Raw genomic sequence first — 18,839 nt, forward strand, 5'->3', positions numbered from 1 at the left:
CGGTTCTCGGTCCCGGGGCAGCGCTTGCAAGTGCTGCCCCGGCACCATTTCTCCACCCTGGGGTGGACCTTCTACCCGCTGCGAATCCACCCTTGATCCACCCCCGCTCCGATCCTGTGACCTGCCGATTTCCGTAGCGTCGAAGGTGTCGACAGCACCCGTTGCCGACACCCGCTCCTTCTTCGCCCACGGAGGCCTGATGTCCGGGCTCGTTGATGCCTTGCTGATCGTCGCCGTCGTCGCCCTGGTGGTCGTACGCCAGTTCCGTACGCGTCGGACAGACACGGACCGGCGCTGGTGGGTCCTGCCCGTGATCCTGGCCGTCGTGGCGCTGCGCGAGCCCGGACTTGTCGACAGCCACCACCGCACGGAGTCGATCACCCTGCTCGCGGCCGAACTGCTCATCGGCCTCGCCACGGGAGCCGGCTGGGCCTGGACAACCCACGTCTGGGCGGAGGCGGACGGCGTGGTGTGGAGCCGGAGCACCAGGGCGAGCGTCGCCGTGTGGATCACCGGGATCGGCCTCCGCGTCGGTCTCTTCGCCCTGGGCGCGGCACTCGGCGTCCACCAGGACACCTCGGCCCTTCTCCTCGCCCTCGCGGCGACCCTGCTGCTCCGCTCCGGAATCCTGCACTGGCGGACAAAGTCCCTGCACCTGGCATCTCCGCACCCGGAGCCGCTGCATCCGGGGTCCGTGCCCTCGGCGCGCCGGCAGACCACGGCTTACGGTGACGGCGTGCGGTCGCGGAAGGAGCACGTGTGACGAAGAACGACTGGTTGCGCTGGCCCTCCCAGGAGGCGCTCGGCCGCGAGGGAATCTCACGCAACCGCCGTCGGCTCGCCTGGGCCACCCGGATGCTGGTCCTCGGCACGCTGCTGTGGGGAGCCGTCAGCGGCAATCCGCCCCGGGGCCGGGACTCGGCTCTGGCCGTCGGCGGAGTCCTGCTCGCCGCGCTGCTCGCCTGGGCGCTCCACCGGACGACGTTCCAGCACAGACTGTGGCCCTCCCTGGCCCTCCTACTGCTGCTTCAAGGCCTCGCGGTCGCGGGCCAGGCCGCGGGCTTCCGGGTGCCGGCTCTCGTCCTGTGGTGCGGATGCGCGGTCACGGCCCTGGAAAGACTGCCCCTGTCGGCCGCTCTGCCCATGAGCATCGTGGCCCTCGGCTCGTACGCGGGGGTCAATGACGATCCCTTGCTCACCACGACCGTCACCAGCATCGGTCTCGCACTCGCCGGATACGTCCTGCGGCTCGACGCCGAAGCACGCGGCAACGCCCAGCTGCTCCTCGCCCAGGAGCGGGCCGCACGGGCCGCCGAAGCGGAGTCGGCGGCGCTCGCGGAGCGCGCCCGGATAGCGCGGGAGATCCACGACGTACTGGCGCACAGTCTCTCGGCGCAGCTGGTGCACCTGGAAGCGGCCCGCCTGCTGATCGAGCGAGGCGCCGATCGGGACCGGATACTCGAACGGGTGGTGGCGGCGCGGGGGATGGCCCGCGACGGTCTGGCCGAGACGAGACAGGCCCTGTCCGCACTGAGGGGCGAGATGTCCCCGCTGGAGGACTACCTGAGTGAACTCGTCGACGCGACCGACGACGTGGGAGTCACCATTACGGGTGAGCGCAGACCACTGCCTGCGGAAGCCTCGCAGGCAGTGCGCCGGGTGGCGCAGGAAGCGCTGACGAATGTCCGCAAGCATGCTCCGGGCGCCAAGGTCCAGGTGAGGCTGGACTACAGCGAGCACCAAGTGACGCTGGACGTACGGGACTCGGGCGGTTCGCCGGGCGAACTCACGGGGACGGGCGGCGGGTACGGTCTGCTGGGCATGCGGGAGCGTGCCGAGCTGCTGGGCGGTTCGCTCGATGCCGGGCCGGGGGAGAAGGGGTTCGTGGTGACGCTGAGGGTGCCGACATGACGCGGGAGGCCGGCCCGAAGCTCGCGCGGGTCGTGGTCGCGGACGACCAGACCGTCGTACGGGAAGGCATCGTGATGCTGCTCGGGCTGCTGCCCGGCATCGAGGTCGTCGGAGCGGCCGGAGACGGGGACGAGGCCGTGAGGCTCGCCGGTGAACTCGCGCCGGACGTGGTGCTGATGGATCTGCGCATGCCGCGCTGCGACGGTGTCGAGGCGACCCGGCGGATCAGGGCGGAGTACCCCGGGACGCAGGTCGTGGTGCTCACGACGTTCGCGGACGACGAGTCGCTGTTCCGTGCGCTGAAGGCGGGCGCGCGCGGCTATCTCACCAAGGATGCGGACGGTGACGAGATCGTCCGGGCGGTGCACAGCGTGCTGTCCGGGGACGCGGGGCTGGCGCCGAGCATCCAGCGGCGGCTCCTGGAGCGGCTGACGGAGCCGGAGAAGAAGCCTGCCGCGCCCGCCGAGCCGCCCGACGGGCTCACCACGAGGGAGACCGAGGTGCTGGTGCTGATCGCGGACGGCCTCAGCAACCAGGAGATCGCGCACCAACTGCATGTCTCCACAGCGACCGTGAAGACCCACATCAACAACCTCTTCGCCAAGACGGGAATCAAGGACCGTGCGCAGGCGGTGCGTTACGCCTACGGGAGGGGGTTGGTGCGGCCTCCCACGGGGTGAATCACCTAATGGGGTGAAGTCTGCGGAGAAGAAGAGTCGGGGATCTTCCCGTTCTGTCCATCCTTGGGCATGCAGTCAAGCACCGGTCGCCCCAACAGACGCGGGGGCGGCCCTGAGAGTTCGGCCGAGACCCACGAAGGTCGTGACACCGTCCCGACCCACGCGGGGGTGGGCGGGGACACCCGGTTCGACGACCCCTGGTACGACGCACTCGCCTCCGGCTGGGGTGAGTTGGACGGCACGGGTGCGCCCACCCCCCTTGTACCGCCCGCGCGCCAGGAGCAGGAGAGCCGGGGCGGTGGCGCGGCCGACGTCTATCTGGAGGTGCAGCGCAGCGCGGCCTTCCAGGAGGTGCGCAGTCGGTACAGGAGGTTCGTGATCCCCGGTGTCGCCATCTTCTTCTCCTGGTACGTGGGTTACGTGGTGACCGCGACCACTGCGCCCGGATTCATGGCCCGGCCCGTGGTGGGCGCGGTGAACGTGGCGATGTTGGCGGGACTCGGACAGTTCCTCACGACGTTCCTGTTCACCTGGGCGTACGCGCGACACGCACGGCTGCGCAGGGACCGGGCCGCGCTCGATCTGCGCTGGGACACCCAGGAACTGACGCGTGGCCTCAGAGGTGGTGGATCGTGACCGGCAACCATCAGATGCTGGCGCTGGTGCTGTTCAGCGCCTTCGTGGCCGTCACGCTGGCCATCACCACGTGGGTGAGCCGGCACCGGCAGGGCTCGGCGGAGGAGTTCTACGCGGGCGGCCGGCTCTTCTCCCCGATGGAGAATGGTTTTGCCATCGCGGGCGACTACATGTCGGCCGCGTCCTTCCTCGGCATCTCCGGCCTCATCGCGCTCTTCGGCTACGACGGGCTGCTGTACTCGGTGGGATTCCTGGTGGCGTGGCTCGTCGTGCTGTTCCTGGTCGCCGAACTGGTGCGCAACTGCGGGCGGTTCACCCTGGCCGATGTCGTCGCGTCGCGGATGCGTGAGCGGCCGGTGCGGATCGCCGCGGGAACTTCCTCGGTCACTGTGTCCGTTCTGTATTTGGTGGCGCAAATGGTGGGGGCGGGCAGCCTGGTCGCGCTGCTGCTGGGCGGGACGAGCGAGGCGGCGCAGTCCTGGACGGTGATCGCGGTCGGCGCGCTCATGGTGATCTATGTGTCGTTGGGAGGGATGCGGGCCACCACCTGGATCCAGATCGTCAAGGCGGTCCTGCTCATGGGCGGGGCGATCACGCTGACCGTGCTGGTGCTGCTGCGGTTCCACGGCGACTTCGACCAGCTGCTGCGCACGGCGGCCGAGCGCAGTGGTCACGGTGACGCGTTCCTCGCCCCGGGGCTGAGGTACGGCGGTGACTGGACCTCGCGCTTCGACTTCATGAGCCTGGGGCTCGCCCTCGTACTGGGTACGGCCGGGCTGCCGCACATCCTCTCCCGCTTCTACACTGTGCCGACCGCCAGGGCCGCGCGCCGATCGGTCGTCTGGTCGATCGGACTCATCGGCGGCTTCTATCTGATGACGATCGTCCTCGGCTTCGGCGCGGCGGCGATCGTCGGACCGAAGGCCGTCCGCGGTTCGAACGCGGCCGGGAACACGGCGGTCCCCCTGCTGGCCCTCGATCTGGGCGGCGGAGCGGACTCCACAGGCGGAACGGTTCTGTTCGCGATCGTCGCCGCCATCGCCTTCGCAACGATTCTCGCGGTGGTCGCAGGTATCACCCTCGCGTCCTCGGCGTCGGTGGCCCACGACCTGTACGCGTCGCTGCGTCGCCCGCGAGCCAAGCCGCGCAGTGAGGTGGCCGTGGCCCGCACTGCCGCGGTCGGCATCGGCGTGGTCGCGATCGCCCTCGGACTCCTGGCCCGTGACCTCAATGTCGCCTTCCTGGTGGGCCTCGCCTTCGCCGTCGCGGCGTCCGCGAACCTGCCGGTGCTGCTCTACTCGTTGTTCTGGGGCGGCTTCACCACCCGGGGTGCGGTGTGGTCGGTGTACGGCGGGCTGATTCCGTCAGTCGTCCTCGTACTGCTGTCGCCCGTGGTGTCGGGCAGCCCCGAATCGCTGTTCCCGGGAGTGGACTTCCAGTACTTCCCGTTGCAGAACCCGGGCCTCGTCTCGATCCCGCTGGGATTCATCGCGGGCTGGCTCGGCACCGTGACCTCGGCGGAGGATCCGGACGAGGCCAAGCACGCGGAGACCGAGGTGCGGTCACTCACGGGGGCGGGAGCTGTCTAGCGGGCGGCGATCTCACTGCCGTACGACGTCGTACGACAGTGATGGGCAGGGAAGCGACTCAGGGGGCCACCCATGCGTACCGGTGTTCGGGGCGGCCCGTGTCGCCGTACTTGAGGGAGAGGCGGAGGCGGCCCGCCTGTTCCAGATGGCGGAGGTAGCGCTGGGCCGTGGAGCGGCTCAGGCCCGTCTCGACGGCCACCTCGTGAGCGGAGAGCGGGTGGCCGGCGCGGTGGAGCACGCCGCAGATGAGGTCCGTGGTCGGTTCCGAGTGGCCGCTCGGAAGGCCGGGGGACGAGGGGGCGGGCGGCGTGCGCAGGGCACCGAAGATCCGGTCGACCTGTTCCTGGCCGGTGTGGCTCCGGTCCCCGACATGGTCGACGGTGCGGCGCAGGGCGGCGTAGGAGTCCAGACGGGTGCGCAACGCGGCGAAGGTGAACGGCTTGACCAGATAGTGCAGCGCGCCCACGCGCATCGCGGCCTGGACGGTCACCACGTCGCTCGCCGCCGTGATCATGATGACGTCGGTGCAGTGGCCCTGCTCCCGCATGCGGTGAACGAGTTCCAGTCCCGTCTGGTCGGGCAGGTAGTGGTCGAGCAGGACCAGGTCGATGGTGCCCTGCTGCACGGCTGCCAGGGCCTGGGCCGCGGTGTGCGCGCGGGCGGCGACCCTGAATCCGGGAACCCTGCCCACGTACCTGGCGTTGATCTCTGCGACACGGAGGTCGTCGTCCACTACCAGGACGTCAATCATCGAGCCTCTCCCTCAGGGCCGACGAGCGGTCGGCCCGTGCGGTGAACCCGTGTTGCGGCTCCGCAGCTTCGGCGCACGGAACGAGCAGAACAGATTTTCGCAAGCAGAAGAACGGCTTGCGCCCCGAAGTCCGATGTTGTGGCATGCGCCATGTCTCCCGCCATCGAACAGCGAGGCGCGAGCAAGATCTTCACAACTCCGCCGGGCTCGTTCTCAGGGACGGGTCGCCCACACATAACGGTGCTCAGGACGGCCCGCGTCACCGTACTTGAGGGTCAGCCTGGCCCGTCCCGTGCGCTCCAGCAGCTTCAGATAGCGTTGGGCGGTCTGGCGGCTCACCCCTGTCCGTTCGGCGATCTCCTGGGCGGAGAGGGGGCCTTCGGCGTTCACCAAGGCTCGGCGCACGAGCTCCGCGGTGGTGGGGGAGTGCCCCTTGGGCAGTTCGGGCTCGGGCCCGGAGGACAGGGCGCCGAAGATCCGGTCCACCTCGGCCTGTTCGGCCTCGCCGCCGCCGTCGAGGGTGCGGCGCAGCTCCGCGTACGCCTCCAGCTTGGCGCGCAGCCCCGCGAACGCGAACGGCTTGACCAGATACTGCAATGCTCCCTGGCGCATCGCCGCCTGTACGGTCGACACGTCCCGGGCCGCCGTCACCATGATCACGTCGGTCTCGTGGCCGCGTCGGCGCATCTCCTGGACGACCGAGAGGCCCGTGCCGTCGGGCAGGTAGTGGTCCATGAGGACGAGGTCGAGGTGAGGCAGTGCTTCCAACTGCCGCAGTGCCTCGGCCGCGCTGTGCGCCGCTCCCGCGACATGGAAGCCGGGCACCTTCTCCACATAGGCGGCGTTGACGCGCGCCACCCGGATGTCGTCGTCCACGACCAGGACCTCGATCATCTCGACTCCTCCTGTGCGGCGGTGGCGCCGGTGGTCGTGGTGGTGGCCGGCGCCGGTGACGGCTCCGTGTCCGGGACACGCGTGTGTTCCGTCTCCGGGACGCGACTGTGCCGGGTTTCCGCCGCCGGGTCCGGCTCCACGAGGGCTTCCGGCAGTACGACGGTGAACTCCGCGCCCCCGCCCTCGGCCTCGTCCACGCGCGCGCTGCCACCCTGCCGCTCCGCGAGCCGGCGTACCAGGGGGAGCCCGATTCCGCGCTTGCCGTGTGCCGGGGGTTTCTTCGTGGACCACCCCTCCGTGAAGATCAACTCGCGCTGTTCCGCCGGGATTCCGGGCCCCGTGTCGCGCACCCGGAGGACCGCGGTCCGGCCCTCCGCGCGCAGTTCGACCTCCACGCGCGCGTGCACCGTGCCGGCGACGGCGTCCAGCGCGTTGTCGACCAGGTTGCCGACGACGGTGACCAGCCCCCTGGGATCGACCAGCCGGTCCGGGAGCAGCGTCCGGTCCGAGACCCACAGGGCGACACCGCGCTCCGCCGCCACGGTGGCCTTGCCGACCAGCAGCGCGGCGAGCAGCGGATCGCGGATCTTCTCGGCGATCTGCTCCGCGGTGGCCCGGTGATCGCCCACCACCTCGCCGATGAACTCCGCGGCGTCGTCGTACATCTCCAGTTCGAGCAGCCCCAGGAGCGTGTGCATGCGGTTGGCGTGTTCGTGGTCCTGGGCGCGCAGGGCGTCGAGCAGGCCGTGCGTGGAGTCGAGTTCGCGGCCGAGCTGTTCCAGTTCGGTGCGGTCGCGCAGGGTGGCGACGGCGCCGCCGTCGTCGGTGGGCATGCGGTTGGCGACCAGGACACGCTGTCCGCGCACGGTGAGCAGATCGGTTCCGGTCACACGTCCGGCCAGCACGTCGGTCGTACGTCCGGAGCCGAGCGCCTCGTCCAGGGAGCGGCCGACAGCCTCCTCGCCGATACCCAGCAGGCGCTGTGCCTCGTCGTTGAGGAGCCGGACGCGGCCCGACCGGTCCAGGGCGACGACACCCTCGCGGATGCCGTGCAGCACCGCCTCGCGTTCCGCGAGCAGCGCCGCGATGTCGGAGAAGGCCAGGTCCCGGGTCTGTCGCTGCACCCTCCGTGAGATCAGCCAGGCGGCCAGGGCTCCCACAGCCATGGCACCGCCGGCGTAGGCGAGCAGTCCCGGAATCGCGTGGAACAGCAGAGCGCGCACGCTGTCGTACTCGATGCCGACCGAGACCGCCCCGACAACCTTGCCGTCGGTGTCACGCAGCGGAACTTTGCCGCGGGCCGAGCGGCCCAGGGTGCCGCTGTCGATCTCCATGACCTCCTTGCCCGCCAGGGCCTGGCGGGGGTCGGTGGAGACGACGCGGCCGATCTCCTTCGGATCCGTGTGCGACCAGCGCACGCCTCGCATGTCCATCACCACGACGTACTCGGCCCCGCTGGCCTTACGGATCCGCTCCGCCTCGGTCTGCACCGGCCCGTCGGCCGACGGACTGCTCCCCTGCAGGTCCTCGGCGATCTGCGGCTGGGCCGCGGTGGTCTGCGCGATTGCCAGCGCCCGGCGCATGGCCTGGTCGTCCAGCTGGTCGCTGAGCGGCGCGAGGAACAAACCGGTCGCGAGCACCGCGACTCCCGCGGCGATCGCCACCTGCATCAGCAGCACCTGCGAGAACATCCGCCGCGGCAGACCCAGGCGCAGGCGGCGAACAGGGGGAGTGGGGCTCATACCCATGACGGTACGGGGACGAGCGGCCTGTGCCGTAGTGGGGTGCGAAGTGGATCCCTTGATCAATGTGTGGACCGGCGTGACGGGGTGCTTGCCGGGTGGACCGCCGGCCGTGCGGGACGACGCCGAGTGCGGTCAGCGCGTCGGAGCCGTGGACGCCAGTTCGCGCACTGCCACCACGTCCATCCGCGCCGGCGAGCCCAACGCCGATCCGCAGCTCTCCGCGCGGGGCGGCAGCGAGGCACCCTGGGTCACTGCGACGCTCCACCTGCGTCCGTCCGTGTGGGCGACGGTCACCTCCCAGTACGGTGCCGAGCCGTCCGTCCGTACGACACTCAGCGCGTCCGCCGCGTATTCGCGCGCCGCCGAGCGGACGGCCAGTTCCGCGGCCTGTCCGGGGCGCTCCCAGGCGGAGCCGCCGCGGCAGCCCTCCACGACGACACGCCCTTCGCGCACACCCTGGAGGACCTCCTTGACGTGCGGGGCCTGGGCGCGGCCGTACGCGTATCCGTACGGCAGGACGAGCAGCGTCGGCGAGAAGCGGTGGCCGCCGAGGTGCGTGACCTCCCAGGCGCCCTCCACTCCGGAGGATGCCAGTTCGGCGGCGAGAGGGCGGCCGAGCAACGCGCAGCAGCGGTCGCGCTTGCCGTTGGTGCAGACGAGCGCCAGGGGGTCCCCGGTGTGGGCGCGCCCCTGGAGTGCGGCGTCGAAGGTCTGCGGGGCGCCCTTGCCGAGCGCGGCGAAGTCGAGGTCGAGCAGCTGCCCGGGGTCGCGGGTCGTGGCGCCGTGCAGCCAGACGTTCCCCGGCGTGGTGTGGGCCGCGTACACCTGTCGTGCGGCGGGTGTACCGAAGTCGGCGTGGCGGCCGGGGCGGCGGATCAGCGCGATCCGTACGCCGGTGCCCTCCGCGGCCTTCTCCAGGGCGCGGCCGAGTGAGGGGTCCAGGTGGCTCATGGTGAGCGCCTGGGCACCCCAGGGGCCCGGCTGTTCCAGCAGCAGCCACGTCCTCGCGGTCGCCGCGGTTCCCGCGATGGGCTCGTCGAGGTCCCGGGAGACGGTTGCGCACCTACTCACAGAGGTGAGCCTAACCTGACTTGGAGCGAGACGACTTCCAGCTGCGCGGAACGGGTGGTTCCGACGCTGTCGGGCTACTTCGGGAGCGGTTGCGGAGGGCGCTCACCCACGTAGGTTCCGGACGGGCGCATCCGCAGCGGACGCTCGCCGTACTCCTCCAGGGCGTGTGCGATCCAGCCCGCGGTGCGGGCGACGGCGAAGATCGTCTCGCCTGCCGACGCCCCCATGCCGCAGGCGACGGTGAACACGGCCAGGGCAAGGTCCACATTGGCGTGCAGCGGCGTGTGACGGGCGGCGGTCGTCACGACGTCCCGGGCCGCGGCGAGGGCGGGCGCCGCCTGCGGCATCTCGTCGAGGAGAGCGAACAGGGCACGCGCGCGTGGATCCTCGCCGGGGTAGAGCCGGTGGCCGAGCCCGGGGACGCGGCGGCCCGCGCGCAGCTCGTCCGCGACCACGGGAGCCGCATCGCCCTCGTCGAGCACGTCGAGGAGCATCCGGTGTGCCAGGCCGCTGGCGGCGCCGTGGAGCGGGCCTTCGAGGACGCCGAGTCCGGCCGAGACGGCCGCGTAGGGGTGCGCGCGGGCGGACGCGGCGACGCGTACGGCGAGGGTCGAGGCGGCCAGGTCGTGGTCGACGAGGAGGCCGAGTGCCGTGTCCAGGACGCGCAGTGACGCCTCGTCGGCGATCCGGACGCTGAGCCGGGCCCAGAGACGGTGGGCCAGTGGGCCCTCGTCGCGGTGGCCGGGCGCGCATGGCGGAAGGGCGGTCACGAGAGTGGGGATGAGGATGCGGGCGGTGCCCAGGACGGTGTCCTCGGAGAGGTCGAAGCGGAGCGGATCGACCGCTGCCGCGGCGATGGCGGCGACCCGGAGCCGGTCGACGGGGTCGCTGTGCTCCGGCAGCGCGTTGACGGAGCGGCGGGCGGCGGCGACGGAGGCCTTCGGCGCGGTGAAGGTGGCTCCGGGGCGCAGGGTGCCGGTCCACAGCCATTCGGCGACTTCTTCGTAGGAGTGGCGTGCGGCCAGCTCGGTGGCGTCGACGCCACGGAAGTAGTAGCGGTCCTTGTCGATGAGCGTGAGCCCGGTCCGTACGGACAACTCGTTGCCGGAGGCCGAACTCCCGCCGCTGTCCCGCTTGTTGCGGCGCGCGAGCGCCTCCACCTCCGAGACGTCGAAGGTGCTGCCTCGGCCTCCGGGGTCGCGTCGGCTGCTGAGCTGGCCGCGACTCACGTACGCGTACACGGTCTCGGGCTTCACGCCGAGCAGCTCGGCGGTCTCCTTGGTGCTCAGCCGACGGCTGGTGTGGTCGGGGGCGGGTTCCTGATCGCGCATGGGGGTCACCGTATCCGTATGGACTATGCATTGATTCAATCAATATTGACATCGTTTCAGTCAATCATGGACAGTCGAATCAAGTTCAGGGAGGAAACATGCCGAACAATCGGGCCACAACAGCTGTTCCCGCCGCTGTCGACGTACCGCGAGGGCTCGCAGGCGTCGTCGTCACCGACACCCGAATTGGTGACGTCAGGGGGCGCGAGGGGTTTTACCACTACCGTCAGTACTCCGCCGTCGAACTCGCGCAGACCCGCGGCTTCGAGGACGTCTGGCACCTCCTGGTCCATGGTGAGCTGCCGGACGCGGGCCGTCTCGCCGCCTTCACCGCGCGGACCGCGGCGCTGCGGCGGCTGCCCGACGAAGTGCGGGCGGCGCTGCCGTCGATCGCGGCGGCGACCGGCAGGTCCGGGCCGCTGGCCGGTATGCGTACGGCACTGTCGCTGCTCGGTGCGGCGAAGGGCTTCCGCCCTGTGTACGACATCGACGCGGAGGAGCGGCGCGCGGACGCCCTGGTCGCCTCGGCGGCCGTGCCGACCGTCCTGACGGCGCTGTACCGGCTGGGCCGGGGTCTCGACCCGGTGGAGCCGCGGGACGACCTCCCGTATGCGGCCAACTACCTGTACATGTTGACGGGGTCGGAGCCGGAACCACTGCACGCCAGGGCGATCGAGCAATACTTGATCTCAACCATTGATCACGGATTCAATGCATCAACCTTCACGGCGCGGGTCATCGCGTCGACAGGCGCGGACGTGGCCGCCTGTCTGGTGGGAGCGGTGGGAGCCCTCTCTGGTCCCTTGCACGGCGGCGCCCCGAGCCGCGCGCTGGACACCCTGGACGCGATCGGGACGAAGGACCGCATCGACACCTGGATCCGCGAACGCGTACTCGCCGGTGACCGCATCATGGGCTTCGGCCACCCGGTCTACCGCACGGAGGACCCCCGCTCCCGCATGCTCCGGGGCATCGCCGAGCGGTTCGGCGGCCCGCTGGTCGATCTGGCGGTCGAGGTCGAACGACGGGTGGAGGCGATCCTGGCCGAACTGAAGCCGGGCCGCGAACTGCACACGAACGTCGAGTTCTACGCGGGTGTGGTCATGGAACTGTGCGGCCTGCCGCGGGAGATGTTCACACCGACGTTCGCGGCGGCCCGTGTGGTGGGTTGGAGCGCCAACATCCTGGAGCAGGCGGAGGACTCGAAGATCATTCGGCCGGCGGCGCGATATGTGGGGCCCGTACCGCCGGTGGCGGTGCCGTTGATGCTCTGAGACCGGATGACCACGGGCGGCCCGACACACGGGTGTCCCGCACCGGCTGCCGACGGCCGTTCAATCAGCGACGATTCCTCCGGCTCTATCCTGGGGCGGCATTCGTTCCCCGGATGTGCGCACGGCCCTGAGCCGGTGTGCGCGTCGGCGTGAGAGAGGTCGCAGATTGAGTCAGCCGGGTCCGAGCCAGAGCCCTCGGCAGATCCCCGTCATCGTCCTCACCGGTTTCCTCGGTTCCGGCAAGACCACTCTCCTCAACCACCTCCTCCACCGCAGTGGTGGCAGCCGTATCGGGGCCATCGTCAATGACTTCGGGGCCATCGAGATCGACGCCATGGCCGTCGCGGGGGCACTGGGGGACTCCACGGTGTCGCTGGGCAACGGATGTCTGTGCTGCGCTGTCGATGCGAGCGAGCTCGATGTCTATCTTGATCGACTCACTCAACCCTCGGCCCGGATCGACGTCATCGTCATCGAGGCGAGTGGACTCGCCGAGCCGCAGGAACTCGTTCGGATGGTGCTCGCCAGCGAGAATCCCCGAGTCGTGTACGGGGGGCTGGTCGAGGTCGTCGATGCCGTCGAGTTCGACGACACACGGGCGAAGCACCCAGAGGTCGACCGGCATCTCGCCCTCGCCGATCTCGTCGTCGTCAACAAGGTCGGGCGGGTCGCGGACGCCGGTGAGCGGGTCCTGGGGACGGTTCGCGGGCTGGTCGACGGTGCCGCTGTCGTCCCCGCCGACTACGGGCGCGTGGACCCCGAGTTCCTCTTCGACTGCCGGCCGAACCAGGAGCGCATCGGGCAGCTGTCCTTCGACGACCTGCACAAACACGAGGAGGACGGCGAGGAGGAGAGCGAGGGGGACCACTCCGCGCATCTGCACGCCGCCTACGACAGTCTCTCCTTCAGCTCCTCGACCCCCCTCCACCCGCGTCGGCTGATGGAGTTCCTCGACAGTCGGCCCGAAGGGCTCTACCGCATCAAGGGATACGTCGACTTCGGCCCGCACGACCCGGGCAACCGGTACGCCGTGCATGCCGTCGGGCGGTTCCTGCGGTTCTATCCCGAGCGCTGGGCCGACGGTGAGGAGCGGCTCAGCCGCCTCGTCCTCATCGGGTCCGGCATCCACCTGGCCGCCCTGGGCAAGGACCTGGAGGCCTGTACGGACGACGCCCCACACGCCGACGAGCACAGCATGTGGGGCGTCCTCAGGTACGTACAGGAGCAGGGGCCGGAGGGCTACGGAGAGGTCGGCTGACCTACACCGGGCCCGTCACCACACCCACCGTCCTCGGCAGGGACACGCCCGAGCCGTCGCGGCGCGGGTCCATCTCCGGGAGTTCGGCCGGGGTGCCGTTCTTCTGGGACGCCCGCGCCGGTGTCGGGCCCGCCCAGGCCAGGGACAGACAGTCCTCGCCCTTCAGGAACCGCTGGCAGCGGACGCCGCCCGTGGCGCGACCCTTGCGCGGGTACTGGTCGAAGGGGGTCAGCTTCGCCGTCGTCTGGACGGAGTCGTCCAGCGTGCCCCGCGAGCCGGCGACCGTGAAGACGACCGCGTCCACCGCCGGATCCACCGCCGTGAACGAGATCACCTTGGCGCCGTCCGTGAGCTTGATGCCTGCCATGCCCCCGGCCGGGCGGCCCTGAGGGCGGACGTGAGCGGCCTGGAAGCGCAGCAGCTGGGCGTCGTCCGTGATGAAGACCAGGTCCTCCTCACCGGTGCGCAGCTCCGCCGCGCCGACGATCCGGTCGCCGTCCTTGAGCGTGATGACCTCCAACTCCCCCTTGTTGGAGGGATAGTCGGGGACCACACGCTTGACGACGCCCTGCTCCGTGCCGATCGCGAGGCCCGGGGACGACTCGTCGAGCGTCGTCAGGCAGACCACCGTCTCGCCGTCCTCCAGGGTGAGGAACTCCGACAGCGGGGCCCCGCCCGAGAGGTTGGGCGCAGCCATCGTGTCGGGGAGCCGGGGGAGATCGATGACGTTGATACGCAGCAGGCGGCCCGCCGACGTCACCGCGCCCACCTCGCCCCGTGCCGTCGCCGGGACCGCGGAGACGATCAGGTCGTGCTTCGCCCGCCTGCCGTCCTCGTCGGCCGGGAACGGCTCACCGTTCGCCGTACGAGCCAGCAGGTCCGTCGAGGAGAGCAGGACCCGGCACGGGTCGTCGGCCACCTGGAGCGGGACACCGGCCGCAGGGGCGGCGCCGGCCGACTCCAGCAGGACCGTACGCCGCTCGGTGCCGAACTTCTTGGCCACCGCGGCCAGTTCGGTCGAGACCAGCTTGCGCAGCTCCGCGTCCGACTCCAGGATCCGGGTCAGCTCCGCGATCTCCGCGGCCAGCCGCTCCTTCTCGGACTCCAGCTCGATACGGTCGAACCGGGTCAGCCGGCGCAGCGGGGTGTCCAGGATGTACTGCGTCTGGATCTCCGAGAGGGAGAACCGCTCCATCAGGCGTTCCTTCGCCTGCGCGGAGTTGTCGCTGGAGCGGATCAGCCGGATGACCTCGTCGATGTCCACCAGCGCGGTGAGCAGGCCCTCGACCAGGTGCAGCCGGTCGCGGCGCTTGCTGCGGCGGAACTCCGAGCGGCGCCGTACGACCTCGAAGCGGTGGTCGAGATAGACCTCCAGGAGCTCCTTGAGCCCCAGGGTGAGGGGCTGGCCGTCCACGAGCGCCACGTTGTTGATGCCGAAGGACTCCTCCATCGGCGTCAGCTTGTAGAGCTGTTCCAGGACGGCTTCCGGCACGAAGCCGTTCTTGACCTCGATGACCAGGCGCAGGCCGTGGCTGCGGTCGGTGAGGTCCTTGACGTCGGCGATGCCCTGGAGCTTCTTCGAGCCGACCAGGTCCTTGATCTTGGCGATCACCTTCTCCGGGCCGACGGTGAAGGGCAGTTCGGTGACGACCAGGCCCATGCGGCGCGCCGTCACGTTCTCCACCGACACCGTGGCGCGGATCTTGAACGTGCCGCGGCCCGTCTCGTACGCGTCCCTGATCCCGGCGAGGCCGACGATCCGGCCACCGGTGGGCAGGTCGGGGCCCGGGACGTGCCGCATCAGGGTGTCGAGGTCGGCGGCCGGGTAGCGGATGAGGTGCCGGGCGGCCGAGATGACCTCGCCGAGGTTGTGCGGCGGCATGTTGGTGGCCATACCGACGGCGATGCCCGACGCGCCGTTGACCAGCAGGTTCGGGAAGGCGGCGGGCAGCGCCACCGGTTCCTGCTCCTGGCCGTCGTAGTTGGGGGCGAAGTCGACGGTGTCCTCTTCGATCGACTCCGTCATCAGGGACGTGGCGTCGGCCATGCGCGCCTCGGTGTACCGCATGGCGGCCGGCGGGTCGTCGTTGCCCAGAGAACCGAAGTTGCCGTGACCGTCGACCAGCGGCACGCGCATGGAGAACGGCTGGGCGAGACGCACCAGGGCGTCGTAGATCGACGAGTCGCCGTGCGGGTGCAGCTTACCCATCACCTCGCCGACGACGCGGGCGCACTTCACATAGCCGCGGTCGGGGCGCAGGCCCATCTCGTTCATCTGGTACACGATGCGACGGTGTACGGGTTTGAGGCCGTCGCGGGCGTCGGGCAGGGCTCGGGAGTAGATGACCGAGTACGCGTACTCGAGGAAGGAGCCCTGCATCTCGTCGACGACGTCGATGTCGAGGATCCGCTCCTCGAAGTCATCGGGCGGCGGGGTCTTCGTGGTGCGGCGGGCCATCGCTGCCGGCTCCTTGCTGAGACATGAACGGGATCTGACGCGGACCATTGTGGACTGCCGCACTGACAACGCGGACCAAGGCCCATGCCTGCGGCGGTGTTCGGCGACGGCCGCTGATGCTGAAACGTACCGCCTGGAACCCGAGGAATCTCGCTGTCGGCGTACGTCCGCCGGGAACTTCGCCAGCACTCCACACGCTTGCATACAGTGGCAGGACCGGCAGGAACTCAGCGGTTGCAACAACCGCATCCGCGATCGAAGGGACGTACATGCCCATGGGTCACACGGCCACAGCCGAGGCAGGCTCCGGCGGCCTGACAGCGACCGAGCACCGCCTCGCCAACGGGCTGCGCGTGGTGCTCTCCGAGGACCACCTGACCCCGGTCGCAGCGGTGTGCCTCTGGTACGACGTCGGGTCGCGCCACGAGGTCAAGGGGCGTACCGGCCTGGCTCACCTCTTCGAGCACCTGATGTTCCAGGGTTCGGGCCAGGTGAAGGGCAACGGCCACTTCGAACTGGTCCAGGGCGCGGGCGGCTCGCTCAACGGCACCACCAGCTTCGAGCGCACCAACTACTTCGAGACCATGCCCACCCACCAACTGGAGCTCGCGCTCTGGCTGGAGGCCGACCGCATGGGCTCGCTGCTCGCGGCCCTCGACGACGAGTCCATGGAGAACCAGCGGGACGTCGTCAAGAACGAGCGCCGACAGCGCTACGACAACGTCCCCTACGGCACGGCGTTCGAGAAGCTGACCGCCCTCGCGTACCCGGAGGGCCACCCCTACCACCACACGCCGATCGGCTCGATGGCCGACCTGGACGCGGCGACGCTGGAGGACGCGCGCGCGTTCTTCCGCACGTACTACGCGCCCAACAACGCCGTCCTGTCGGTCGTCGGGGACATCGACCCCGAGGAGACGCTCGCCTGGGTCGAGAAGTACTTCGGATCCATCGCCGGGCACGACGGCAAGCCCGCGCCGCGCTCAGGCGCCCTCCCCGACGTCATCGGCGAGGAACTGCGCGAGGTCGTCGTGGAGGAGGTCCCCGCGCGCGCGTTGATGGCCGCCTACCGGCTCCCGGAGGACGGCACGCGCGCGTGCGACGCGGCCGACCTGGCGCTCACCGTCCTCGGCGGCGGTGAGTCCTCCCGTCTCTACAACCGGCTCGTACGGCGGGACCGTACGGCGGTGGCGGCCGGCTTCGGCCTGCTGCGGCTGGCCGGAGCGCCCTCCCTGGGATGGCTGGACGTGAAGACCTCCGCGGACGTCGAGGTGCCGGTCATCGAGGCCGCCGTCGACGAGGAGCTCGCCCGGTTCGCCGCGGAGGGCCCCACGGCCGAGGAAATGGAGCGCGCCCAGGCCCAGTTGGAGCGCGAGTGGCTGGACCGGCTCGGTACGGTCGCGGGCCGCGCCGACGAACTGTGCCGTTTCGCGGTGCTGTTCGGCGACCCGCAGCTCGCCCTGACCGCCGTGCAGCGCGTGCTCGACGTGACGGCCGAGGAGGTCCAGCAGGCCGCCAAGGACCGGCTGCGCCCCGACAACCGCGCGGTGCTCGTCTACGAGCCGGTCTCCGGAGAGACCGCCGAGGACGCTGATCCGCCGCAGGACCCCGAGGCCGAGGCCACGATCGAAGCCACCGACACCGACGAGGAGGCGGCCAAGTGACCGAGCTCGCCACGATGGAGTTCCACCCCCAGCCCCAGGCGGGCGAGGCCAGGCCCTGGGCCTTCCCGGCCCCCGGCCGGGGCACGCTCGGCAACGGTCTGACCGTCCTGCGCTGCCACCGCCCCGGCCAGCAGGTCGTCGCCGTCGAGGTACTCGTCGACGCCCCCCTGGAAGCCGAGCCGGCCGGTCTCGACGGAGTGGCCACGATCATGGCCCGGGCCTTCTCCGAAGGCACCGACAAGCACTCCGCCGAGGAGTTCGCCGCCGAGCTGGAGCGCTGCGGCGCCACCCTCGACGCGCACGCCGACCACCCGTGCGTGCGCCTCAGCCTCGAAGTGCCCGTGTCGCGGCTCCCCAAGGCGCTCGGTCTGCTGGCCGACGCCCTCAGGGCGCCCGCGTTCTCGGACAGCGAGATCGAACGGCTGGTGCGCAACCGGCTCGACGAGATCCCGCACGAGACGGCCAACCCGGCCCGTCGCTCCGCCAAGCAGCTGTACAAGGAGCTGTTCCCGGCGGCCTCGCGCATGTCCCGTCCGCGCCAGGGCACCGAGGAGACGGTCGCGAAGATCGACGCGGCCGCCGTACGCGCCTTCTACGAGAGGCACGTCCGGCCCGCCACGGCCACCGCCGTGGTCGTCGGCGACCTCACCGGCGTCGACCTGGACGCGCTGCTCGGTGACACCCTGGGGGCCTGGACGGGCTCGTCGGCCGAGCCGCGGCCCGTGCCGCCGGTGACCGCCGACGACACCGGCCGGGTCGTCATCGTGGACCGCCCCGGCGCCGTGCAGACCCAACTGCTCATCGGCCGCATCGGCGCCGACCGGCACGACCGCGTCTGGGCCGCCCAGGTCCTCGGCACGTACTGCCTCGGCGGCACCCTCACCTCCCGCCTGGACCGTGTCCTGCGCGAGGAGAAGGGCTACACCTACGGTGTGCGGGCGTTCGGCCAGGTCCTGCGCTCGGCTCCGGACGGTACCGGTGCCGCGCTGCTCGCCATCAGCGGCTCCTTCGACACTCCCAACACCGGTCCCGCTCTCGAGGACCTCTGGAAGGTGCTCCGCACCCTCGCGGCGGAAGGGCTCACCGACGCCGAGCGCGATGTCGCGGTGCAGAACCTGGTCGGCGTCGCCCCGCTCAAGTACGAGACCGCGGCGGCCGTGGCGAGCACACTGGCCGACCAGGTCGAGCAGCACCTGCCCGACGACTACCAGGCGACGCTGTACCGGCAGCTCGCCGCGACCGGCACCGTGGAGGCCACCGCGGCGGCCGTGAACGCCTTCCCGGTGGACCGCCTGGTGACGGTCCTCGTCGGCGACGCGGCGACGATCGAGGAGCCTGTCCGGGCCCTCGGTATCGGCGAAGTGACCGTCGTCCCCGCCGAGTAGCGGCACGGCGTACACGAAAGGGGCCCCGGTGCCGAAAGCGTCACCGGGGCCCCTTTGTCCATTTTGATGCGCAAGTTGTCCGTATTGATGGAGAGGTGGACCGTCTGCACTGTGGCATGCGCTACAAAACCCGTGATCGGTTTGTTGATTGAAAGATGTCCCGTTTAGCGTCTGTCCGGCTGTCCGTCATGC

Annotated in this window: 15 protein-coding genes; 9 read left to right on the plus strand and 6 right to left on the minus strand. The window is 70.4% G+C overall.

What is annotated here, in order from left to right; all coding sequences use genetic code 11:
- Nucleotides 1–199 precede the first annotated feature (199 nt).
- The 5 genes from OHN74_RS32530 to OHN74_RS32550 all read left to right on the plus strand — a co-directional run bounded on the left by OHN74_RS32530 (nucleotide 200) and on the right by OHN74_RS32550 (nucleotide 4,816).
- A complete protein-coding gene (locus OHN74_RS32530; protein WP_327698124.1) occupies nucleotides 200–763 on the plus strand; it encodes a DUF1453 domain-containing protein in 564 nt (187 codons plus the stop codon).
- Nucleotides 760–1,911 carry a sensor histidine kinase gene (locus OHN74_RS32535; RefSeq protein ID WP_327698125.1) on the plus strand — a complete coding sequence of 384 codons (1,152 nt, stop codon included), beginning with the start codon at nucleotides 760–762 and terminating at the stop codon, nucleotides 1,909–1,911. The genes OHN74_RS32530 and OHN74_RS32535 overlap by 4 nt, the downstream gene beginning before the upstream one ends.
- Entirely contained in the window at nucleotides 1,908–2,591 is a 684-nt protein-coding gene (locus tag OHN74_RS32540; RefSeq protein WP_327698126.1) for a response regulator transcription factor, read from the plus strand. The genes OHN74_RS32535 and OHN74_RS32540 overlap by 4 nt, the downstream gene beginning before the upstream one ends.
- A 69-nt stretch (nucleotides 2,592–2,660) precedes the next feature.
- Complete coding sequence (locus OHN74_RS32545; protein WP_327698127.1) at nucleotides 2,661–3,227, plus strand: DUF485 domain-containing protein; 567 nt, start codon at nucleotides 2,661–2,663, stop codon at nucleotides 3,225–3,227.
- Entirely contained in the window at nucleotides 3,224–4,816 is a 1,593-nt protein-coding gene (locus OHN74_RS32550; protein ID WP_327698128.1) for a solute symporter family protein, read from the plus strand. The genes OHN74_RS32545 and OHN74_RS32550 overlap by 4 nt, the downstream gene beginning before the upstream one ends.
- A gap of 58 nt (nucleotides 4,817–4,874) precedes the next feature.
- On the opposite strand, the gene OHN74_RS32555 is transcribed toward OHN74_RS32550, so the two are convergent.
- The 5 genes from OHN74_RS32555 to OHN74_RS32575 form a co-directional block, all read right to left on the minus strand.
- Nucleotides 4,875–5,567, minus strand: a complete 693-nt coding sequence (locus OHN74_RS32555; RefSeq protein ID WP_327698129.1) for a response regulator — start codon at nucleotides 5,565–5,567, stop codon at nucleotides 4,875–4,877.
- A gap of 213 nt (nucleotides 5,568–5,780) precedes the next feature.
- Entirely contained in the window at nucleotides 5,781–6,461 is a 681-nt protein-coding gene (locus OHN74_RS32560) for a response regulator (protein WP_327698130.1), read from the minus strand.
- Complete coding sequence (locus OHN74_RS32565) at nucleotides 6,458–8,203, minus strand: sensor histidine kinase (protein ID WP_327698131.1); 1,746 nt, start codon at nucleotides 8,201–8,203, stop codon at nucleotides 6,458–6,460. Before OHN74_RS32565 ends, OHN74_RS32560 begins: the two co-directional genes overlap by 4 nt.
- Nucleotides 8,204–8,338: 135 nt before the next feature.
- Entirely contained in the window at nucleotides 8,339–9,277 is a 939-nt protein-coding gene (locus OHN74_RS32570; protein WP_327698132.1) for a sucrase ferredoxin, read from the minus strand.
- Nucleotides 9,278–9,351: 74 nt separating this feature from the next.
- The gene (locus OHN74_RS32575; protein WP_327698133.1) at nucleotides 9,352–10,608 is read right to left on the minus strand and encodes a citrate synthase family protein; all 1,257 of its coding nucleotides are present in this window, start codon (nucleotides 10,606–10,608) and stop codon (nucleotides 9,352–9,354) included.
- Nucleotides 10,609–10,706: 98 nt separating this feature from the next.
- On the opposite strand from OHN74_RS32575, the gene OHN74_RS32580 reads away from it, so the two are divergent.
- Entirely contained in the window at nucleotides 10,707–11,882 is a 1,176-nt protein-coding gene (locus OHN74_RS32580) for a citrate synthase/methylcitrate synthase (protein ID WP_327698134.1), read from the plus strand.
- 166 nt (nucleotides 11,883–12,048) lie between these two features.
- Nucleotides 12,049–13,140: a CobW family GTP-binding protein gene (locus tag OHN74_RS32585; RefSeq protein ID WP_327698135.1), complete on the plus strand. Its 1,092-nt coding sequence runs from the start codon at nucleotides 12,049–12,051 to the stop codon at nucleotides 13,138–13,140.
- Between the two features lies 1 nt (nucleotide 13,141).
- On the opposite strand, the gene OHN74_RS32590 is transcribed toward OHN74_RS32585, so the two are convergent.
- Complete coding sequence (locus tag OHN74_RS32590; RefSeq protein ID WP_327698136.1) at nucleotides 13,142–15,598, minus strand: DNA gyrase/topoisomerase IV subunit A; 2,457 nt, start codon at nucleotides 15,596–15,598, stop codon at nucleotides 13,142–13,144.
- A 269-nt stretch (nucleotides 15,599–15,867) separates the two neighbouring features.
- Between OHN74_RS32590 and OHN74_RS32595 the strand changes: the two genes are divergently transcribed.
- Both OHN74_RS32595 and OHN74_RS32600 read left to right on the plus strand, forming a co-directional pair.
- Nucleotides 15,868–17,262, plus strand: coding sequence for a M16 family metallopeptidase (locus OHN74_RS32595; RefSeq protein ID WP_327698137.1), 1,395 nt, complete (start codon nucleotides 15,868–15,870; stop codon nucleotides 17,260–17,262).
- Nucleotides 17,259–18,647 (plus strand): M16 family metallopeptidase, encoded by a 1,389-nt coding sequence (locus OHN74_RS32600; RefSeq protein WP_327698138.1) that lies wholly within the window; start codon nucleotides 17,259–17,261, stop codon nucleotides 18,645–18,647. The genes OHN74_RS32595 and OHN74_RS32600 overlap by 4 nt, the downstream gene beginning before the upstream one ends.
- Nucleotides 18,648–18,839: the final 192 nt, after the last annotated feature.

Source organism: Streptomyces sp. NBC_00459, assembly GCF_036013955.1.
Taxonomy (GTDB): domain Bacteria; phylum Actinomycetota; class Actinomycetes; order Streptomycetales; family Streptomycetaceae; genus Streptomyces.

Bases quoted from the DNA above. Each gene is read 5' to 3' on its own strand.
- OHN74_RS32560 (WP_327698130.1), bottom strand. From the start codon at position 6,461: ATGATCGAGGTCCTGGTCGTGGACGACGACATCCGGGTGGCGCGCGTC.
- OHN74_RS32545 (WP_327698127.1), top strand. From the start codon at position 2,661: ATGCAGTCAAGCACCGGTCGCCCCAACAGACGCGGGGGCGGCCCTGAG.
- OHN74_RS32590 (WP_327698136.1), bottom strand. From the start codon at position 15,598: ATGGCCCGCCGCACCACGAAGACCCCGCCGCCCGATGACTTCGAGGAG.
- OHN74_RS32595 (WP_327698137.1), top strand. From the start codon at position 15,868: ATGCCCATGGGTCACACGGCCACAGCCGAGGCAGGCTCCGGCGGCCTG.
- OHN74_RS32530 (WP_327698124.1), top strand. From the start codon at position 200: ATGTCCGGGCTCGTTGATGCCTTGCTGATCGTCGCCGTCGTCGCCCTG.
- OHN74_RS32555 (WP_327698129.1), bottom strand. From the start codon at position 5,567: ATGATTGACGTCCTGGTAGTGGACGACGACCTCCGTGTCGCAGAGATC.
- OHN74_RS32575 (WP_327698133.1), bottom strand. From the start codon at position 10,608: ATGCGCGATCAGGAACCCGCCCCCGACCACACCAGCCGTCGGCTGAGC.
- OHN74_RS32540 (WP_327698126.1), top strand. From the start codon at position 1,908: ATGACGCGGGAGGCCGGCCCGAAGCTCGCGCGGGTCGTGGTCGCGGAC.
- OHN74_RS32565 (WP_327698131.1), bottom strand. From the start codon at position 8,203: ATGAGCCCCACTCCCCCTGTTCGCCGCCTGCGCCTGGGTCTGCCGCGG.
- OHN74_RS32580 (WP_327698134.1), top strand. From the start codon at position 10,707: ATGCCGAACAATCGGGCCACAACAGCTGTTCCCGCCGCTGTCGACGTA.